This is a genomic window from Streptomyces flavochromogenes, from assembly GCF_000717595.1.
Classification (GTDB): Bacteria; Actinomycetota; Actinomycetes; order Streptomycetales; family Streptomycetaceae; genus Streptomyces; species Streptomyces flavochromogenes.
The window spans coordinates 457,027-476,819 of sequence record NZ_JNZO01000001.1 but is presented as its reverse complement, the minus strand read 5'-3'; the positions used below and the strand labels follow the sequence as shown (position 1 = coordinate 476,819).

The following is a 19,793-nucleotide window of genomic DNA, read 5'->3' as shown; positions in this document are numbered from 1 at the left end:
CTCTCCCCCAAGAGCCGAAGGCGGCGGGCCTCCCCCGCACCAGCCCTGGAGGAGCACTCCCATGCACCTGCCCCCGTCCCCCCGGCGTAGATCCGCCGCGTGGGCCGCTGCCGTGGTCACGGCCGCGGCCGCGTTGATCGGCCCCCCGTCCGCGGCGGCCGCCCCCGCCCCCGCGCCGTCTCCCAAGGTGGACTCCGCACTGCTCGACACCCTCGGGGAGGGGGAGGACTCGACCTTCTTCGTGGTGCTGAAGAGCCAGGCGGACCTGTCCGGCGCCAAGCGCAGGGGCAGCCACGCGGCGAAGACGACCGCGGCCTTCACCGCCCTGCGCGACAAGGCCCGCGGCAGCCAGCAGTCGCTGCGCGCCTTCCTCGACAAGGAGAAGGTCGGCTACGAGTCGTTCTGGATCGCCAACGCCCTCAAGGTGACCGGTGACGAGGAGCTCGTGGACGAGCTGGCCCGGCGTTCGGACGTGGAGAGGATCGTCCAGGAGCGCCACTACGCGCTCGACGCGACGGAGAGCGCCGTCACCGGCGACGCGGCCACCGATGCCGACCCGGTCACCCCCGAGTGGGGCGTGAAGGACGTCAAGGCCGACCAGGTGTGGGACCAGTACGAAGACCGGGGTGAAGGCATCGTCATCGCCAACATCGACTCCGGTGTGCAGTACGACCACCCGGCGCTCGTCGGCAACTACCGCGGCAACAACGGCGACGGCTCCTTCACGCACGACTACAACTGGTACGACCCGACCGGCCAGTGCACCACCTCGGCGCCCTGCGACAACAACGGTCACGGCACCCACACCATGGGCACCATGGCCGGTGCGGGCGGTGTCGGCGTCGCGCCCGGCGTGACGTGGATGGCCGCCAAGGGCTGTGAGTCGACGTCCTGCTCGGACTCCTCGTTGCTCGCGGCCGGACAGTGGATCCTCGCCCCGACCGACAGCAACGGGCGGAACCCGCGTCCCGACCTGGCCCCCGACATCGTCAACAACTCCTGGGGCGGCGGCGACACGACGTTCTACCAGGACATCGTCGAGGCCTGGAACGCGGCCGGAATCTTCGAGGCGTTCGCCTCCGGCAACGACGGCGACGGCGTGACCTGCTCGACCGGGCACGCTCCCGGCTCGCAGGCGCCGGCCTACGGCGTCGGCGCGTACGGATCCGACGGCAAGATCGCCAAGTTCTCCGGCTTCGGCCCGTCCCTCGTCGACGGCTCGATGAAGCCGAACATCTCCGCGCCGGGCGTCAACATCCGCTCCACATGGCCGGGTTCGACGTACAAGGCCATCAACGGTACGTCGATGGCGACCCCGCACGTCGCCGGAGCCGTGGCCCTGCTCTGGTCGGCGGCCCCGTCGCTCATCGGCAAGATCGACGAGACCCGTCAGATCCTGAACGACGGCGCGGTCGACGTGGACGACACTCACTGCGGCGGCACCGCCGACGCCAACAACGTCTGGGGCGAGGGCAAGCTCGACGTCCTCGCCTCGGTGAACGCCGCCCCGCGCAGCGCCGCGACCGTGACCGGCACCGTCAGGGACGCGGCCACCGGTACCCCGGTGTCCGGCGCCCTGGTCGACTTCCGTGCCGGCGACGTCAGGCGCCAGGTCACGACGGCCGCCGACGGCACGTACACGCTGCACGTCAACGCCGGCACCTACACCGTCACCACGAGCCGATACGGCTACGCGACCGCCACCGCGGAAGGCCTCGCCCTCACCACCGGTGAGCAGGCCACCCACGACATCGCGCTAGGCGCCGTCCCGACGCGCACCGTCTCCGGCACCGTCCTCGACGTGACGGGCAAGCCGCTCAAGGGCGCCACCGTGCAGTTCACCGACGCCCCCGTGACCCCGGTGACCACCGACGCCACCGGCGCCTTCCGCCTCCCGGCCGTCGCCGAGGGCACCTTCACCCTGCGGACCACCCCCGCCTCACCCGCCCTCTGCAACGGTGTCCACTCCACCTCGGTGACCGTGGACGGCGACGAGACGGTCACGGCCGCGCTGCCCCCGCGCACCGACACCAGCGGCACTTCCTGTGCCCCTGCGGCGTACCGATGGATCAACGGCACCACCAAGACCGGGCTGACCGGCGACGAGAACGCCAAGACGCTCGCGCTGCCGTTCCCCGTGAGCTTCTACGGCACCTCGTACACGTCGGCGAGCGTCACCACCAACGGCCTGGTCAACTTCCTCGCCCCCCGCCTCGGCGACTACACCAACGTCGCGCTGCCGAGCGCCGCGCAGCCCAACGGTGTCGTGGCCGCACTCTGGGACGACCTGATCGTCGACAAGAAGGCCACAGTGATGACGGCCACCACCGGCACCCCGGGCCACCGCACGTTCGCGATCGTCTGGAACAACGCCGCCTTCGCCGAGGACACCACCGCCCGCATCACCTTCGAGGCCGTCTTCGACGAGGCCACGGGCGCGATCACCCTCCAGTACCAGGGCGTCGGCGCCGACTCCCGTACGAAGGGGGGCAGCGCGACCATCGGCATCGAGAACCAGGCCGGCACGGACGCCCTCGGCTACTCCTTCGACCAGACCGTCCTCACGGACCACTCCGCCATCCGCTTCACCCCGAAGGCCACCTCATGACTCCGCACTCCCGGCGGGCCCTCGCTCTCGCCTCCGCCCTCGTCGCGGCCGGCCTCACCCTCGGCACGCTGCCCGGCACCGCCCTCGCCGACGACTACGGCACCGACGGCGCCCGCGTCCTGACCGAGGACCAGGCTCGCAGCCTGGAACAGCGCATCCAGGTCGACCCCTACGCGAACGCCGACACCTCGGCGGCGAGCGTGGGTGTGGAACAGCACGGGGACGCGCCCGACGCTCCGCTCTCGTCGCTCGACGACGCCACCGCCGGATCGGCACTCAGCGCGCGGACCACCACCCTGGAGACCAGCCGCGGCATGGCCGCGACCACCGCCCTCTCCGGCACCAGCGGGGGGTACGCCGTCCTGCACAGCCTCGGCAGCGTCGCCCGGCATTCCGCCGACGGCCAGGAGATCTGGCGCCGGGACAACGCGTCGCTGTACGCGGAGTGGCAGGTCAAGCCGGTGCGACCGTGGCTGGTCGAGCCGGGACCGGCCCGCATCACCATGGGCTACAACGCGGTCAGCCCGTTCACCGATGCCTCCGAGCACGGATTCGCCACCGGCGACCTCACCGGAGACGGTGTCGCCGACATCGCCTTCACCGCCGAGGTCGGCGTCAAGCCGTCGCGGGCCTTCACCGTGCCCGGCTCCACGCTCTCCACCGGGACGTTCGTGACCCTCCTGGACGGCGCCACCGGCAGGACGCTGTGGAGCAGGCTCTTCGCGGACGCCCAGCAGATCGCACTCGTGGACGGCACGCTCGTGGTCGCCGACCAGCCGGTGACCAACAGCAGCGCCCCGGCCACCGCCACCGCCACCCTCCAGGCATTCCGCTTCTCGTACACGGACGGCGCGCTCAGCGCGGAGCGGCTCTGGACGTACGACACCGGCGTGCGGGCCGCCCGCTGGGGCGACCTCCTGCAGCTCGGTTCCGGACGCCTCGCGGTCTCCTGGAACGTGCGGAAGACCACCACCGCCGCCGGCGAGAGCCATACAGCGGTCCTGGACACCGATGCGGGAACGACCCTCTGGAAGGCCGACGGCGCGCTCTACTCGCGGCAGCTCCGTCTCGACTCCACACGCGAGCGCCTCGTCGCCCTGGAGCAGGCCGACGCCACCGACGGTGTCACGTACCAGCTGGCCGCGTACGCCCTCCCCGACGGCTCCCGCAGCACGCTCGACACCCGCGTCAACGCCGTCGCTCTCGGCCTGACCACCGGCGACGTCAGCGGCGACAAGCTGCCTGAGTACGTCGTCAGCGAGGACACCCTCGACCCGAACCTCTGGATCAACGCCACGACCGTGCGCACCCTGGGAGGTGACGACGGTGCCACCCAGCTGTGGTCGGACACGACGAAGCGTGAGGCAGGAAACCACCAGGACGGGCCGTCCGCCTTCGGCCTGAAGGTGGTCGCCGGGCAGATCCTGGCCTCCTACACGGTCACCGAGGGCCATGAGGGTGCCACGAACTACGGCGGCTCGCGCTACGCGCGCATCGTCTCCTTCGCCGGAAGGTCGGGCGCCGTCCGCTGGGAGCACACCGGACCGGTCGCCTCGCAGATGTACGCGGAGCCGTTCCGCAAGGGCGATGCCTGGTACGCGCGGACGGTCGACCCGGACCAGAACATCCACACGTACAAACTGGACAACGGAAGGCGCACCGATCTGACCGCCCTCCAGGGCGATCTGTCGGTGGTGCGGGCCGTGGACGTCAACGGCGACGGCAGGAAGGACCTCGTCGCAGGAGGCGAGTCGCACGGCCTGTGGGCCTACGACGGCCCGTCCCTGGTCGCGGGCAAGCCCAAGCTGCTGTGGAAGAAGGACCTTCCGGGCCGTGTCTACGGCCTCCAGCTCGCCGACACCGACGGCGACGGGAAGCCCGAACTGGTCGTCGCCGACGGCACCTCCGCCCTCGTGCTGCGCGTCCGGGACGGTCGGACCCTCGCCGACATCGACGGCGAGGGACAGCTGGTCCGCTCCGTGACCGCGGGGGACGCCGACGGCGACGGTCGCTCCGAGGTCTTCGTGCCGACGGACCGGGTCCGCGCCTACTCCGGGACCGGCAGGCCCCTGTGGACGTACACGCCCGAGGGGCCCGCCGTGTACGTCTCCGACCTCGCGTTCCAGGACGGCAGGGTCTTCGGCACGTACAACACCCACGGCACCCTGGAGGCCGCCGACATCACGACCGACGGCTTCGCCCTGGAGGCGACCTCCGGCCAGGTGGCCTGGACGGCCGACCCGGCGTACGACGGCAGCCCGATCTACGGTTCGCTGATCGGGAACGGCACCTTCGCCTCGAAGGACATCCCGTACGCCGACGGGCACGCGGTGGTCATGGTCTGGACGGTCGAGGACGCCGTCGGCCCGAAGACCAGGGTGGAGATACGGGACGGCCGTACGGGCGAGGTGCTGCACGCGGCGAACGCGGGCGGCTTCAACACGGTGGGGACCTGGTCCACCGGGCCCGAGGGACTGGTCCTGACCGGCACCGCCTCGTTCACCACATACGGGCCGGGTGGCAAGGACTCCAAGGTGTTCACGCTGCCGCCCGTGCACAGCGGAACGTTCCTCACCGGACCGGGCGGGCAGCGGCTGCTCGCGGCGGGTGGCGAAGGAGGCTGGGACGTGTGGGACCCGTCGATCCTGGCCGGCACCGTGAACTACCCGTCGTCCCTGGTCCGGCAGACCGCCCTCAGCACACGCGGCATCACCGCGGCCGACCTCGACGGCGACGGCGAGGACGAGCTGATCGGCACCCCCCTGGACACGGTAGGCCACGACCAGGCGATGGAGCAGTCGGGTGCCCGCTACCGGCTCTCCGACGACCCGCTGCACGGCCTGATCGTGGTGAAGCTCAGCAGGTCCTGACACGACGGCACAAGGAAGGGGCGTGGGCACGAGGGGCAGGGGCGGCGCGCGCCGCCCCTGCCCCTCGTGCCGACCGGGGCCCCGGACCGGGGCCTCAGCGGAGACGCCCCAGGTCCGGGGGCTACAGTTGCTGCCCTCATGGCACCAGCAGACGCGCGAAAAGCTCCGCCCGACCCCGCCGGCCCGGCCCCCGCCGCACCGCTGCTCCGTGTGCACCTCTTCGATGGTTTCAGGGTGGTGCGCGAGGGGGGACCGCCGCTCGCCGAACGCTGGCCGCGACCCAACTCCCGCACGCTCGTCAAACTGCTCGCCCTCGCCCCGGGCCACAGCATGCACCGCGAGCAGCTCATGGACCTCTGCTGGCCGGACGCGGACCCCACCGCCGCTGTCGGATCCCTGCGCGTCGCCCTGCACGCGGCCCGGCACGCCCTGGAACCGGAGCTCCGCCCGCGTGCCACGTCCTCCTACCTCCTCGGTGAAGGCACGCTGCTGCGGCTCGCGCCCGACACCGTGTGGATCGACACCGACCACGCCGAATCCCTGGCCGAGCAGGCTCTGGCCTCCGGTGACCGGTACGAGCTCTCCACCGCCCTGGCCGCGTTCGCGGGAGAGCCCCTGCCGGAGGACCGGTACGAGACGTGGGTCGGGCCGCTGAGGGAACGGATACGCGTCCTGCGCGAGCGCGTGCTGCTCGCCCTCGCCGAGGCCCAGCTCGCCGACGGTGCCCCCGACGACGCCGCCACCACCGCCCGGCTCGCGGTCGCCGAGTCGCCGACGGAGGAGCGTGCCCACCGCGCCCTGATGAGCGCCTACCTGGCCCAGGGGCTGCGCCGACAGGCCCTGCGGCAGTACCACCGGTGCCGCGAGCTCCTCGACGCCGAGCTGGGCGTCCGGCCGGGCGCCGAGACCGACCGCCTGCATCTGGCGGCCCTGGACACCGATGCCGCCCCGGCGCTCGCTGCCTCTCCAGCGCCCGTCCCGGTCCTGCCTGCCCAGCTGCGCACACCGGCCGCCACTCCGCTGTGCGGGCGCACCGAGGAACTGGCCCTGCTGCTTGCGCCCGACGCACCGCCGGTGCAGCTGCTCGGCGGCGAGGCCGGCCTCGGCAAGACACGCCTGGTGACGGAAGCCGCGAGGCAGGCTGCGGACGCGGGGGCCCAGGTCCTGTGGGGCGCGGGGCACGACGCGGAGGGACGGACGCCGTTCGGTGCGTTCGTCGAGGCGCTGGACGCGTGGCTCGCCGACCGGCCGCCGTCCGAACGGGCGCGCGTCGGCGGCGAGTACCCGGAGCTCGCCTCGCTCCTGCCGTCGCTGGGCCGGACGGGAGGCGGTGCCGGCCGCAGCCCGGAGGAGGAACGGGACCGGCTCTTCCGCGCCACGGCCGGATTCCTCGGCGACGTGGCCGTCCGCGCGCCCGTCCTCGTCGTCCTCGACGACCTGCACGCCGCCGACGCCGGCTCCTTCCAGCTGCTGAACCATTTGGCCCGGCGCGCCTCCGTCGGCCCGGTCGGGACCCTGCGGTTCCTCGTCACCTACCGTCCGGAAGAGCTCGCCGAGACCGATCCGCGCCGAGCCGGCCTGCGCTCCCTGGTACGGCTACGCCTCGCCCGCCACGTGGAGGTGAACCGTCTCACGCGCGCGGAGTGCCTCGCCCTCGCGGCGGACGCGCTCGGCCTGCCGTCCGGCGCCGACGCGCACCAGCGGGTGTGGGAGTTGTCCCTCGGCAATCCGCTGTTCGCCCTGGAGGTGGCCCGCGCCCTCGGTGACGGCCCGCCGGGCGAGCTCAGAGCGCCGAAGGGCGTACGGGAACTTGTGGCGGCCCGGCTCGCCCGGCTTGACCCGCCGGCCCGCCGAGTCGTGGAGGTGGCGGCCGTCGCGGGAGGTGACGCCGCACTTGCCGAAGTGCTCGACGTCGCCGTGGGAGGGCTGCACCCTCACCTCACCGCGCAGGAGGCGACCGCCGGGGTGGACGCCGCCATCGCCGCCTCGGTTCTGGCGGAGCGGGAGGTGGTCGCCGACGGGCGCACGGTGTCCGGCCTCGCCTTCCGTCACCCGCTGGTTCGGCTCACCTGCTATGACCAGCTGTCGCAGGCCCGCCGCGGACAACTGCACGCCGCGTACGCCGAAGCGGTGCTGCGCCGCCGCCCTGATTCGGTGGACACCCTCGCCGCCCATCTGACGCGGGCCGACGACCCGCGCGCCAACGGCTATCTGCGGCAGGCGGCCGAACGGGCCGCCGCGCTGTGTGCCAACGACACCGCCGACCACTACTACGCCCAGCTGACCGAACGCCTTGACGCGTCCGCCCTGGAGGCGGCCCGGGCCCGGGTCGACCGGGCGGCGGTGCTCCAGCGGATGGCGCGCTACGACGACGCGGCGCGTGTGCTCCGTGAGGCGCTGGCGGAACTGCGTCGGCGCGGCTCTTACGACGGCGAGGTCCTGGCGGCGGCGCGACTCGCCGAGGTCCTGGCCAAGTCCCGCTCCACCGCGGAGGGTTTCGCACTGCTCGACGCGGCCTCGCCGCGTGAGGACACGGCTCCGGAGACGGCCGCCGCGCATCACGCGGCGCGGGCCGTGCTGTGCTTCGTGACCGGGCGCTACCAGGAGTCCGTCGAGGCGGCCGGCGCGGCACACGAGGCGGCGCTCCTGGTCGCGGGTCCGGCGCGCCGCAGGCTCCTCGCCCGCGCTCTCGGGGCGCAGGCGACGGCCCTCGCCCTGGCCGGGCGGTTCGCCGAGGCGCGTCCGGTCGCGGACGCGGCGCTGCCGCACGCCGAGGCGTACGGAGATCCGCAACTGCTCGGCCAGGTGCTCTCCGTGCTGCGCGAGCACCAGCGGCGCTCGGGGCTGCTGCGTGAGGCCGTCGCGACGGGTGAACGGGCCCTCGCCCTCGCCGAACACTCCGGCGATCCGACGGCCGCCTCCTTCGAGCGGGCGAACCTCGCCGAGATCCACCTGCACCTGGCGGATCCGGTGGCCGCCGCAGACCTGGCCGAGCGGGCGGTGCGAGGGGCCCCGTCGGCCACGGAGTGGTGCGTGCCGTACGCGCTGGCCGCGCTCGCCCGGGTCAGGATGCGCGACACGGCCCGCCGGGATGAGTGCGACGACCTTCTGGAGCGTGCCGGGCACATCGCGCGAGCCCAGGGCGACCAACAGGCGCAACGTGAAGTGCGCACGGCCGAAGCCGAGTTGCTGATCCGCCGGGGCAGCCCGGACGAGGCGATACGCCTCCTCGACGGCACGCACGGCACCGGGTGTCTGGTCGCCTGGGCCCATCTGGTGGCAGGGCGGGTGGCGGAGGCGATCGCCGCGGCCGAGGCGGAGGCGGCCCGGGCGGCGGGAGCGGGCGAGTTCCTGGCGCGGGACCTGGCGCACATGGTGTTGCGTCGGGCCGTGACGCCGGGGGAGTGAAGCAGCCCCGGCGCGACGGCAGACTTCGCGGTGCCCGGGGCGCATGAGCTCCGTGCAGGGCGGGGGAGCCGCGGTGTCCGGGGGCGGTCGAGCCCCGTGCGCACCGACGGAACCGCAGCCAGTTACAGGGCCGTTACTCCGTGGCGGCCGTGGAGGACGCGCCGTTGAGGCGGCGTCCTTGCCACGTGAGGCTTGGGGCTCACCCTGACGAGAGACAGGAGGCACCATGCTGGAAGCCCTCGGACTCACCGACGACGAGGCAGAACTGTATGTCGCCTTGGTGCGCTCCGGCCCTTCCCCGACCGATGAGTTCGACCGACTTCCGGGTCTGCCCGACCTACCCGGGGGCGGGGTGAGCGGGGCGCTGGAGGGGCTGGTCGCGAAGGGGCTGCTCACCCGGACCGCCGGAGAGCCCGCCCAGCTCATCGCATCGCCGCCGGACATCGCCGGGGAGGTCCTGTTGCTGCGCCGCATGCAGGAACTCCAGCAGGCCCGGGCTGCCATGGGACGCCTGTCGGCCGAGTACCACAGCAGCCCGAGGGACGGTCTGGGGCGCGCGTCGGTGGAGTTCACGGACCGGGCGGCCGTCGCCCAGCGCGCCGACCAGATGCAGCGGGGGGCACGCGAAGAGGTGCTCATCTTCGACATGCCGCCCTACGTGTCCTCCGCGGAGGACGGCACCGCATTGGGCAACGACTGCGAGATGGACCAACTGGCCGCAGGGGTCCGCTACCGGACCGTCTACGACCAGATGTCCATCGAGCAGCTCGGCGGACTCGACCGGATCAGGCGATACATCGACGCGGGCGAGGACGCCCGCGCGATGCCGCGTCTGCCCCTGAAGATGCTCATCGTTGACCGCAGGCTCGGCATCGTGCCCGCCCTCCCCATGAACACGGAACACGCCGAGGGGTCCGCGCTCATCCACCCCAGCCCGCTCCTCGACGGACTCATCGGCCTGTTCGAGCAGACCTGGAGCAGCGCGCTGCCGCTCGATCTCGTGCACGACGGCCACCGGGCCGGACACGAGCTCGACGAGACCGAGGCCCGGCTGCTCACCTTGCTGCTCAGTGGTCTGACGGACGAGGTGATCGCCCGTCAGATGGGGGTGGGGCGACGCACGGTACTGCGCCGGGCGCGTCATCTCATGGACCGGGCCGGCGTCGTCACCCGGATGCAGCTGGGGTGGTACGCCGCGCAGCACGGCTGGATCGGGTCGAGCCGCGCAGCCGTCGGCGCAGTGCGTATGACCGCTGGTCAGAATGGTTGCGGCGCATAGGTGCCGTTGTCGCCAAAGCGCACCGGACACGTCTTCTGCCCCCTTCCTCCACGCCGGTAGCGTCCGGCACACGCACTGAATCCGGCGCAGCGCGTGCCGTCCGTGACCTGTGTTCCCGGACGGACTCACGCGCCCCGCCGCCCCCGATCGAGGAGGAGCACGTGCAGCACCCCCACCGCGGGAGAACCATACGAAGGCTGATCGCGACGGCCGTAGTCATCGCCGTCGGCGCCTCGCCTTCCGCCGTCACCACCGCACAGGCCGAGCCGAGGATCACCGGGCTGGTCCAGCCGGCCGCCAAGGGCGCCACGAAGGCCACGGAGTCCACGGTCACCCTCGTCACCGGTGACACCGTGACGGTGTCCACCGCCCCGGACGGCAAGCAGTCCGTCACCGCCACGGCGGCCGAAGGCACGTCCAAGACCTTCCAGACGTTCTCGGGCCCCGACGAGGACCTCTACGTGTACCCGTCCGACGCGATGGACGGCATAGCCTCCGGAGCCCTGGACACCAAGCTGTTCAACGTCACCCGGTTGATCGAGGACGGGCACGGGGACGCCCGGGCGGACGAACTGCCGGTCATCCTGGCCTACGGCGACAAGCCCGGCGCGTCCACGCTCAGGAAGCGGGCCGACGCACTGCCCGCGAGCCGCGGGGGAGCGGTCCTCGACCGTCTCGACATGGCGGGCGCCGAGGTCGAGAAGGCGGGCGCCGGCGCCTTCTGGCAGCAGGTGAAGCCGGTCACCAAGGGGTCCATGGCGGGCAGGAGTGTCACCGAGCCGGGCGCCGCCGGGGTCACCAAGCTCTGGTACGACGGCAAGGCGAAGGCCGCCCTCGACACGAGCGTGCCGCAGATCGGCGCGCCCGAGGCCTGGGCCAAGGGGTACGACGGCAGGGGCGCCAAGGTCGCCGTCCTGGATACCGGGATCGACCTGACCAACGCGGACGTCAAGGACAACCTCACGGTCAGCAAGAGCTTCGTACCCGGGCTGACCGCGTCCGACGGCCAGGGCCACGGCACGCACGTCGCCTCTACCATCGCGGGCAGCGGCGCCAACTCCGGCGGGAAGTACAGGGGCGTCGCCCCCGGCGCCGACCTGCTCGTCGGCAAGGTGCTCGACAACGGGGGCAGCGGCCAGTTCTCCTGGATCCTGGAGGGGATGGAGTGGGCCGCCGCCCAGGGCGCCGACGTCATCAACATGAGCCTGGGCGGCCCCGCCGCGACACCCGACGACGTCATGACCGAGGCGGTCGACCGGCTCAGCGCCTCCACCGGCGCCCTCTTCGTCATCGCCGCCGGTAACGCGGGCCCCGGTGCGACCACCATCGGCAGCCCTGGCACCGCCGACTCGGCGCTGACCGTCGGCGCGGTCGACAAGTCCGACGTCCTCGCCGGCTTCTCCAGCCGTGGCCCGCGCGTCGGAGACAGTGCGATCAAGCCGGAGATCACCGCACCAGGTGTCGGGATCGTCGCGGCACGCGCGGCGGGCACCGCGATGGGCACGCCGGTCGACGCGTTCTACACCTCCGCCAACGGCACGTCGATGGCCACGCCGCACGTCGCGGGCGCCGCCGCCATCCTCGCCCAGCGGCACCCCGACTGGACCGGCCAGCGCATCAAGGCGGCCCTCACCGGGCATGCCGAGGTCATCGCCGGACAGACGGTCTACCAGCAGGGCAACGGACGCGTGGACATCCCCGCCGCCCTCGACCCCGCGCTGGAGACGAGCGGCACCGCCGACTTCGGTCTGATCGAGTGGCAGGAGTCGGGCTACGAGAAGGAGACCCGCAAGGTCACTCTCTCCAACACCGCCGACGTCGCCACCACGGTGAAGCTCTCCACCGATATCAGCGGCGATCTGCCCTCGGGAGTGCTGGTCACCTCCGCGCCGGAGGTCACGCTTCCCGCGGGTGGCACCGCCGAGGTCACCCTCACCCTCGACCCGGCCGCCGTCCCCGAAGGCCAGTACAGCGGCCACCTCACGGCGACCGCCGCCGACGGTGCGACGGTGCACACCGCGATCGGCTTCATCAAGGAGCCCAAGCGGCTCGGTCTGACGATCGACCTGAAGGACCGCAAGGGCAAGGGCGGGAAGGCCGGCTTCACGGTGATGGGGCTGGACAACGACTACTTCCAGAGCATGACCGTCACCTCGGGCCGTACCGAACTGCGGCTGCCGGCCGGTACCTACACAGTGAACGGGCTGCTCACCACCACGGCCGAGGGCACCGCCGGGACGGACTTCGCGACCGACCTGTTCAGTCTGCCGGACATCGACCTCACCGAGCACGACGCGTCGGTGACGGTCGACGGCACCAAGGCCACCGACTTCGACATGCGCCTTCCCGACGAGAGCCGCGCGGTCGAGGACTCCGACATGTCGTTCCAGCTCACGCGGTACAACGACGGGCGTGTGAGGCGCAGTTCCATGGGGATCGCCGGGCTCACCAACTGGAGCCAGGAGCGCTACGGGGCCGTCCCCGCACCGGGCGCCACGACCGGCGAGCTGTTCACCTCGTTCTACCAGAGCAAGCGCGAGCCACTGATCCGGGCGACCGTGACGCGGCCCGAGGCGTTCCCGCTGGCGGCGCGTACCTCCAGCTATCTCAAGCGTTTCGAAGGCACTCGGAAGTACGACGTCGTCGACGCGGGCGCCGGCACCGCGGCGGAGATCGCGGCGGCGGGCGTCAGCGGCAAGACCGCTCTGATCCACGTGGACCGTGTCAACGGCGGCTCGGGCCCGTACAAAGCGGCCGAGGCCGCGGGCGCCGAGGCGATCGTCATCGTCCCCAACAGCGCCGCCCCGCAGGCCACGGTGGTCACCGGACTCAACGTGCCCTACTTCTCGACCACGTACGCCGACGGGAAGAAGCTCACGTCGGCCGTAGCCCAGGGACGTACCAGCATCTCCCTCAAGGGAGTCGAAGAGGCCGGATACCACTACGCCGGCCAGTGGGACTTCGTGAACGGCATCCCGGAGAGCCTGCGGGTCACCGCACGCGCCGGGGACCTCGCCACGGTCAGGAACTCCTTCCACTCCGACGGCGCCGAGCGGATGGGCTACCACACGACCCACGCCTGGGGCACCTACCCCATGACGTCGGTACGGTCCAGCCAGTTCCTCCAGCAGGGCCACGAGCGGACCGGCTACCTGCGCGCCGGTAACGGCCTCACCTACGCCCAGCACGTCATGGCCCGTACCGACCACCCCGCCAGGATGGTCGAACTCCCCAAGAGCTACACCGCAGGTGCGACGACGGCCGAGGACTGGTTCGGCCCGGTCATGCACCCGGGCAACACGACCGAGCACTACTGCAACTTCTGCCGCACCGACGCGGGCACGCTCTTCCTCCCGCAACTCGGCGGAGACAACGACCCGGGGCACTGGCTCGCCAGCAACCGGTCGCGGGCCTGGACGTACTACCGCAACGGCGAGAACATCCCCACCGGCACACCGCTGATGGTTCCCGAGAAGGCGACGTACCGTTTCGTCGACGACACCGCCCGCACCAATGACTACGAGGGCGTTCAGCTCGGCAAGAAGACCCACACCGAGTACACGTTCACCTCGGCCGCGCCGACCGGCATGAGCGTCCCGAACTGCCGGCTGAACGTGCCCAAGGCGACCAAGTGCGAGGCCCTGCCCGTGGTCCTGGTCGACTACGGCATGAAGGCCGACATCCTGAACAGGGTCGACGCCGACGCGGACCACACGATCACGATCGACGGCTCCCGCGCCAAGGCCTCTCCCGCCTCCACCGAGATGGCCGGCGCGAAGCTCTCCGTCAGCTACGACGACGGCGCGACCTGGCAGCCCCTCAGCGTCAAGCGGAAGGACGGCAACACGTTCAAGGCGACCTTCCGGCACCCTGAACTCGCCGCCACGAGCGGGTTCGTGAGTCTGCGGTCCGAGGTCTGGGACAGCGAGGGCAATCGCACCACCCAGGAAGTCACCAAGGCGTACGCGCTGAAGTAGTCCGCACCACACATGCCGTCGGTCGCAGCCCCAGCGCGACCGGCGGCATGTCACCAATGCGCCACTGGCCTTCCCTTCTTTCGGCCTTGATGGCCGGTTAGCGTCGCGGACATCCCACTCAACCCGAACGAGGAGAAGTCCGTGCACCACCCTCCGAGAGGCCCGAGGACGCGGCGATTCGCAGCCGTGGCTATCCTCACGGCCGCCGTCACCATCGGCGGCAGCGGCGCACAGGCGACACCATCGCCCACTGCCGGCGCCCCCACCGCCTCCGTCTCCGGGATCGTACGAACCGGAACCCAGTCGGACGACGCGGGCAAGCACCTCACCCTCATCACCGGCGACACCGTCGCCGTCCGTACGGACGAGGACGGCACCCCGTCCGTGACCGTCCTGAGCGACGGCGGTGGACCCTTCCAGACCTCGACCGGCGACGACGGCGATCTGTACGTCTACCCGCAGGACGCCCTGGACGCCCTGGACCGAGGCTTCCTGGACAAGGAGCTGTTCAACGTCACCCGGCTGCTCGCCGACGGTCGCGGCGACGCGGCCACCGGCGAGATACCCGCGATCGTCGACTACCGGGGCCAGCCCTCGGCGAAGACCATCGAGACCGTCGCCGACAGCCTCCCCGGCAGCGAGCCCACGACCGTCCTGCCCGAACTGGGCATGGCGGGCGTCGACATCGACAAGGCCGACGCCGCCGACTTCACGTCGGCCGCCACCCGGTCCACCGGCATCACCAAGATCTGGTACGACGGAAAGGTCGAGGCCGCCCTCGACCGGAGCGTCCCGCAGATCGGCGCTCCCGACGCCTGGGCGAAGGGCTATGACGGGAAGGGCGCCAAGGTCGCCGTCCTCGACAGCGGCGTCGACCTCACCCACGCCGACCTCGCCCCCCGCGTCACGCTGACCAAGAGCTTCGTCACCGGCGAGGACATCGGCGACGGCTACGGCCACGGCACCCACGTCGCCTCCACCATCGCCGGTACGGGCGCGGCCTCGGGCGGCAGGTACAAAGGCGTCGCCCCCGGCGCCGACCTGCTCATCGGGAAGGTCCTCAACAACAAGGGCGGCGGCGACTTCGCCGATGTCCTGGCCGGCATGGAGTGGGCAGCCGCGCAGGGCGCGGACGTCATCAACATGAGCCTCGGAGCCACCGCCACCCACAGCACCGACGCCCTCACCGAGGCCGTCGACTCGCTCAGCGCCTCCACCGGCACCCTCTTCGTCGTCGCGGCCGGCAACGACGGCCCGGACGAGATCACCGTCGCCTCCCCGGCCACCGCCGCGTCCGCCCTGACGGTCGGCGCGGTGGACCGCAGCGACAAGATCGCCCCGTTCTCCAGCCGCGGCCCACGCATCGCCGATGCCGGGATCAAGCCGGAGATCACCGCGCCCGGCGTCGGGATCGTTGCCGCCCGCGCCACCGGCACCACCCTCGGCGTCCCCGCCGACGCCGGGTATACCACCATGAACGGCACCTCGATGGCGACCCCGCACGTCGCCGGTGCCGCCGCGATCGTCGCCCAGCAGCACCCCGACTGGACCGGCGCCCGCATCAAGGCCGCCCTCACCTCACATGCCAGGACGGCTGCCGACCAGAGCGTGTACGAGCAGGGGTACGGGCGGGTCGACGTCGCCGCGACCGTCGGCTCCGACCTCGACCTGGCCGGAATCGTCGACTTCGGGCTGGTGAAGTGGCAGGACACCGCCTTCGACAAGCGGACCCGCACGCTGACGTTCACCAACGACGGCACCACGGCCGCGTCCCTGAACCTCACCACCTCCGGCACCGCGCTGCCCGCCGGAGCCCTCACCCTCAGCGGAGGCGGCCAGGTCACCGTCCCCGCCGGAGGCACCGCCGAGGTCACAGCGACCCTCGACCCCAACCTCCTGCCGGCCGGCCGCTACACCGGCTCCCTCACCGCCACCGCGGCCGACGGCCGGTCGGTCCACACCCCGGTCGGCTTCATCAAGGAGTCCCCGAAGCGCGCCGTGACGGTCGGCTTCAAAGACCGCTTCGGCAAGACCCCCACCGGGGTCGAACTCACCGTCCAGGGACTCGACAACGACATCGTCGCCGGCTACCGCCTCAAGGCGCGGGACAGCTACACCTGGCGGCTCCCCGTCGGCCGGTACTCCATCATCGGCTCGCTGACCTCGGCCGACGCCGAAGGCCGTGGCAACGTCGCCTACTCCACGGACCTCTTCGCGTTGCCGGAGATCGACATCACCGAGCAGGACCAGGAGGGACTCACCGTCGACGCGGCGAAGGCGAGCGACCTCGACCTGACGGTACGGGGCGAGAAACGCCCGCTGGAGGACTCGCACTTCTCGCTCCTGATGCAACGCACCAGCCCCGACGGGGCGGAGCCGCAGCAGCGCGGGATCACCGACGTGCTGAACTCCTCCGACCAGAAGTACGGGGTCGTGCCGAGCGAGACCGCCACCACGGGTGAGCTCACCCTGTCGACGTTCATCACCGCACGCGAGCCGCTCCAGCGGCTGTCGGTCACCAGCCCGGTGCGCCGCGACATCACCCTCCGCACCCCGGGCAACGCCGCCCGCTTCGACGGCAAGAAGAGGCTCACCCTGGTCGACGCCGGAGCCGGCACCGAGGCGGACTTCGCCGCACTCGACGTCAAGGGCAAGGCCGTCCTGATCACCGCGACGAACATGGTCGGCATCACCGAGCAGGCCCGGCGGGCCGTCTCCGCCGGAGCCGTCGCGATGATCGCCGCACCGGCCGCCGAAGGCCCCATCACGAGCTTCGTCGGCACCAACCTGGCGATCCCCGTCTCCACCACCGACTACGACGACGGCCGTGCACTCGTCGCGCGCGCCGCGAAGAGTCCCGTCTCCGTCGCCCTGACCGGCGTGTACGAGTCCGGCTACACCTACGCCGCCCAGTTCTACGACACCGGCCGACTCCCCGCCTCCCTGGCGAAGACCACTTCGGACCACGACTACGTCAGCGTCCGCAACACCTTCCACGCCGACCAGGCCCGCCGCGTCGGCTTCGAGTCCCTGGACACATGGGGTCCGTACGGCATCCCGTCCATCCGCACCGCCCAGTTCGTCGGTGAGGGTGGCAGCCGCACCGACCACATCCTGGCCGGCCCCCGGCTCACCTACCAGCAGATGGTCATGCCCACCACCGGCTACACCGCCCGCATGGAAGGTCCCGTCGTCCGCTATCCCCAGGCGGGCCGCCACTACTCCGACACCTGGTACGACGCACCCCTGCATCCCTCGGCCGCCACCCAACTGCCCTGTGCGTTCTGCCGCACCGACGCCGGTACCGTGCTGACCGACAATCAGGGCGGCGACGGCGACGCCGACCACCGGCTGACGTCGGGCCGCTGGCCGACCTGGACGTACTACCGCGACGGACAGAAGATCACCGACCTGGGTACCCTGATGATCCCCGGACAGGCCGACTACCGGCTCGTCCAGGACACCAGCCGTACCTTCCCCTTCGCCGGAGTCACCCTGGGTACCAAGGTGAACACCGAGTGGAACTTCCGCTCGGCCGCGCCCACGCACAACACCGTCGAGGACTGCGGCACGGTCCTGGCCGGCGCGAAGGTCTGCGCGACACTGCCGGTCGTGGTGCTCGACTATGACATTCCGGTCGACGTGCTCAACCGTGCCGCGTCCGCCCGAGAGTTCACCTTCACCGTCAGCGGAGGGCGCGCCAAGGGTTTCACCGGTTCGTCCGCGATGGCCGGGGCGACGGTCTCCGTCAGCTACGACGACGGAGCCACCTGGAGCGACACCCGCGGCCGGCGCCGGGACCCCAACTCGTTCGAGATCACTGTCGAGCACCCCGCGAAGACCGCCACCAACGGGTTCGTCACTCTGCGGACGGAGGTGAGTGACGGACACGGCGGACGCACCGTCGAGACCATCACCCGGGCCTACGCCCTGAAGTAGCCCGTCCCGCCGGCCGTCCGACAGCGCCGTCCGGACGGCCGGCAGCACCGGCTCGTACACCGGTCCGCGTGAGCGGCGTACCCAGCCCGCGCGGACCGCCCGGTCCAGCGCGGATCCCGGCACCCCTGACATCCGCACCTGAGCGGGCGACAGGGGTGTCGGCGCTTGTGCCAGGAGATCGAGCAACTCCGCCACGGCGGGGGGTTCGTGACGCAACCGGTCCGTCACCGTGGCCCGGCTCAGCGTTCCCCGCGCCACAGACAGTGCGAACAGCGGGTTCCCGCCCGAGGACCGGTGGATCTCGGCCGCTCGGAGGGGTCCCACCAGACGGGCGCATTGGGCCGTGCTCAACCGCCCGAGCACCCATTCCTGCCCTGGAGTGCCCAGGTGCGGCACTACCGCGTCTCGCTGCCGGTGTGCCACGACGAACCGCACCGGACGGCGGGCGCACCGCCGTATCAACCGCCCCAGGAACGTCCGGGCCGGTAGCGGCAGTCGCTCGGCGTCGTCCACCAGCACCGCCACCGGGTGCAGATCAGAGAGCTCCGCAAGCAGGTCCGAGAGTGACGACAGCATCCGTGGGGTGGGCGCCCGCCGGGACACCTCGGGGTCCGTCGCCTCGGGACACCGGTCTGCGAGCACCGCCCTGGCCCGGGCGGGCAGGTACCGCACCAGCTCCTCGAACGCGGTGAGCATCGCCGTGTAGGGGCTCGTGCCCTCGACGGTACCTCGTACCCGCAGGACGCGGACCCCTTGCGCCCCCAGGCCCCGAGCGGACTCGTGGAGCATCCGGCTCAGGCCGATCCCCGGTTCTCCGGTGAGCGTCATGACCGGGCGGTCGGTGCGGCGCGGCACCGTCGTCAGTGTGGCCAGCTCCCGCCGTCGGCCGATGAACGCGCCCGTCGTCCGTGCGGCGACCGACGGGGCCGCCGGGCCCGGTCCGGCCACCGCCCGCGCGAACAGCTCCCGCAGACAGGGGTCCGGGTCCAGACCGTGCGCCTGGGCCTGGGCTTTCCGGTGCAGGTGGTAGTGGTCCACGGCCTCCCCATGGCGGCCCAGCCGCAGCAGGACCTCCAGGAGCGCCCGGCAGACGTCACCGGCCGTGGGGTCGACGGTCAGGACCCGCCGCAACGGCCCGACCGCCCGTTCGGGGTGGGCGCCCGCCCGGTGCACGGCAGCGAGCGCGAGCACCGTCTCCCGGCGCAGTGCTCGCACGTCGCGCCGGCATTCCGCGACGAGGGGCTCGGTCTCGTCGTCGGGCAACAACTCGGGGACCAGACCGAGCGCCGCCCGCTCCAGTGCCTCCGGCGAGAGAGGCTCCAGCCGAGCCGCCTCCCGTAGGCTCCAGAGGTCCACCCGGACCAGGCCGGATGCCAGGCGCAGTTCTCCACCGGCCCCTGCCCGTACGTACGAGGAAGCGGCGCGCGGAGCCAACTCCGGTTCCAGGAAACGGCGCAGCGCGTGCAGTGCGACGCGCAGACTGCCCGCCGCCGCGGTCGGCTCCGCGTGGGGCCAGAGCAGTGCGGCCAGCCGGTCGCGGCGCATGCGCCGTCCCTCGGCCAGGGCGAGGGTCCGCAGCAGTCTGCGGGCGCCGGACCGGGGCCAGCGGTCCTCGGGGATCTCCACCCCGTTCCTCAGGACGCGGAATCCGCCGAGGAGCTGGATGTCCAGTGGTTCGGCCGGCGCTGATGTCATGGGGTTCCCCGCTCAGG

General features: G+C 72.0%; 6 protein-coding genes and 1 pseudogene. 6 read left to right on the top strand and 1 reads right to left on the bottom strand.

What is annotated here, in order from left to right; translation table 11 throughout:
• Positions 1-61: 61 nt before the first annotated feature.
• From IF00_RS0101875 to IF00_RS47565, 6 genes are all read left to right on the top strand, one after another.
• Positions 62-2,608, top strand: a complete 2,547-nt coding sequence (locus tag IF00_RS0101875; RefSeq protein ID WP_030313432.1) for a S8 family serine peptidase — start codon at positions 62-64, stop codon at positions 2,606-2,608.
• Entirely contained in the window at positions 2,605-5,478 is a 2,874-nt protein-coding gene (locus IF00_RS0101870) for an FG-GAP repeat domain-containing protein (protein WP_030313426.1), read from the top strand. The genes IF00_RS0101875 and IF00_RS0101870 overlap by 4 nt, the downstream gene beginning before the upstream one ends.
• A 138-nt stretch (positions 5,479-5,616) precedes the next feature.
• Positions 5,617-8,886: an ATP-binding protein gene (locus tag IF00_RS47570; protein WP_078944494.1), complete on the top strand. Its 3,270-nt coding sequence runs from the start codon at positions 5,617-5,619 to the stop codon at positions 8,884-8,886.
• Positions 8,887-9,112: 226 nt separating this feature from the next.
• Positions 9,113-10,165 carry a helix-turn-helix domain-containing protein gene (locus IF00_RS0101860; RefSeq protein ID WP_051819616.1) on the top strand — a complete coding sequence of 351 codons (1,053 nt, stop codon included), beginning with the start codon at positions 9,113-9,115 and terminating at the stop codon, positions 10,163-10,165.
• A 161-nt stretch (positions 10,166-10,326) separates the two neighbouring features.
• The gene (locus IF00_RS0101855) at positions 10,327-14,142 is read left to right on the top strand and encodes a S8 family peptidase (protein ID WP_030313420.1); all 3,816 of its coding nucleotides are present in this window, start codon (positions 10,327-10,329) and stop codon (positions 14,140-14,142) included.
• A gap of 186 nt (positions 14,143-14,328) precedes the next feature.
• Entirely contained in the window at positions 14,329-18,081 is a 3,753-nt protein-coding gene (locus IF00_RS47565; protein WP_030313417.1) for a S8 family peptidase, read from the top strand.
• A 438-nt stretch (positions 18,082-18,519) separates the two neighbouring features.
• On the opposite strand, the pseudogene IF00_RS47965 reads toward IF00_RS47565, so the two are convergent.
• A pseudogene (locus IF00_RS47965) lies at positions 18,520-19,626 on the bottom strand (AfsR/SARP family transcriptional regulator); the annotation flags it as partial.
• Positions 19,627-19,793 lie beyond the last annotated feature (167 nt).

Coding starts and splice junctions, on each gene's coding strand:
- IF00_RS0101875 (WP_030313432.1), top strand. CDS start 62: ATGCACCTGCCCCCGTCCCCCCGGCGTAGATCCGCCGCGTGGGCCGCT.
- IF00_RS0101870 (WP_030313426.1), top strand. CDS start 2,605: ATGACTCCGCACTCCCGGCGGGCCCTCGCTCTCGCCTCCGCCCTCGTC.
- IF00_RS47570 (WP_078944494.1), top strand. CDS start 5,617: ATGGCACCAGCAGACGCGCGAAAAGCTCCGCCCGACCCCGCCGGCCCG.
- IF00_RS0101860 (WP_051819616.1), top strand. CDS start 9,113: ATGCTGGAAGCCCTCGGACTCACCGACGACGAGGCAGAACTGTATGTC.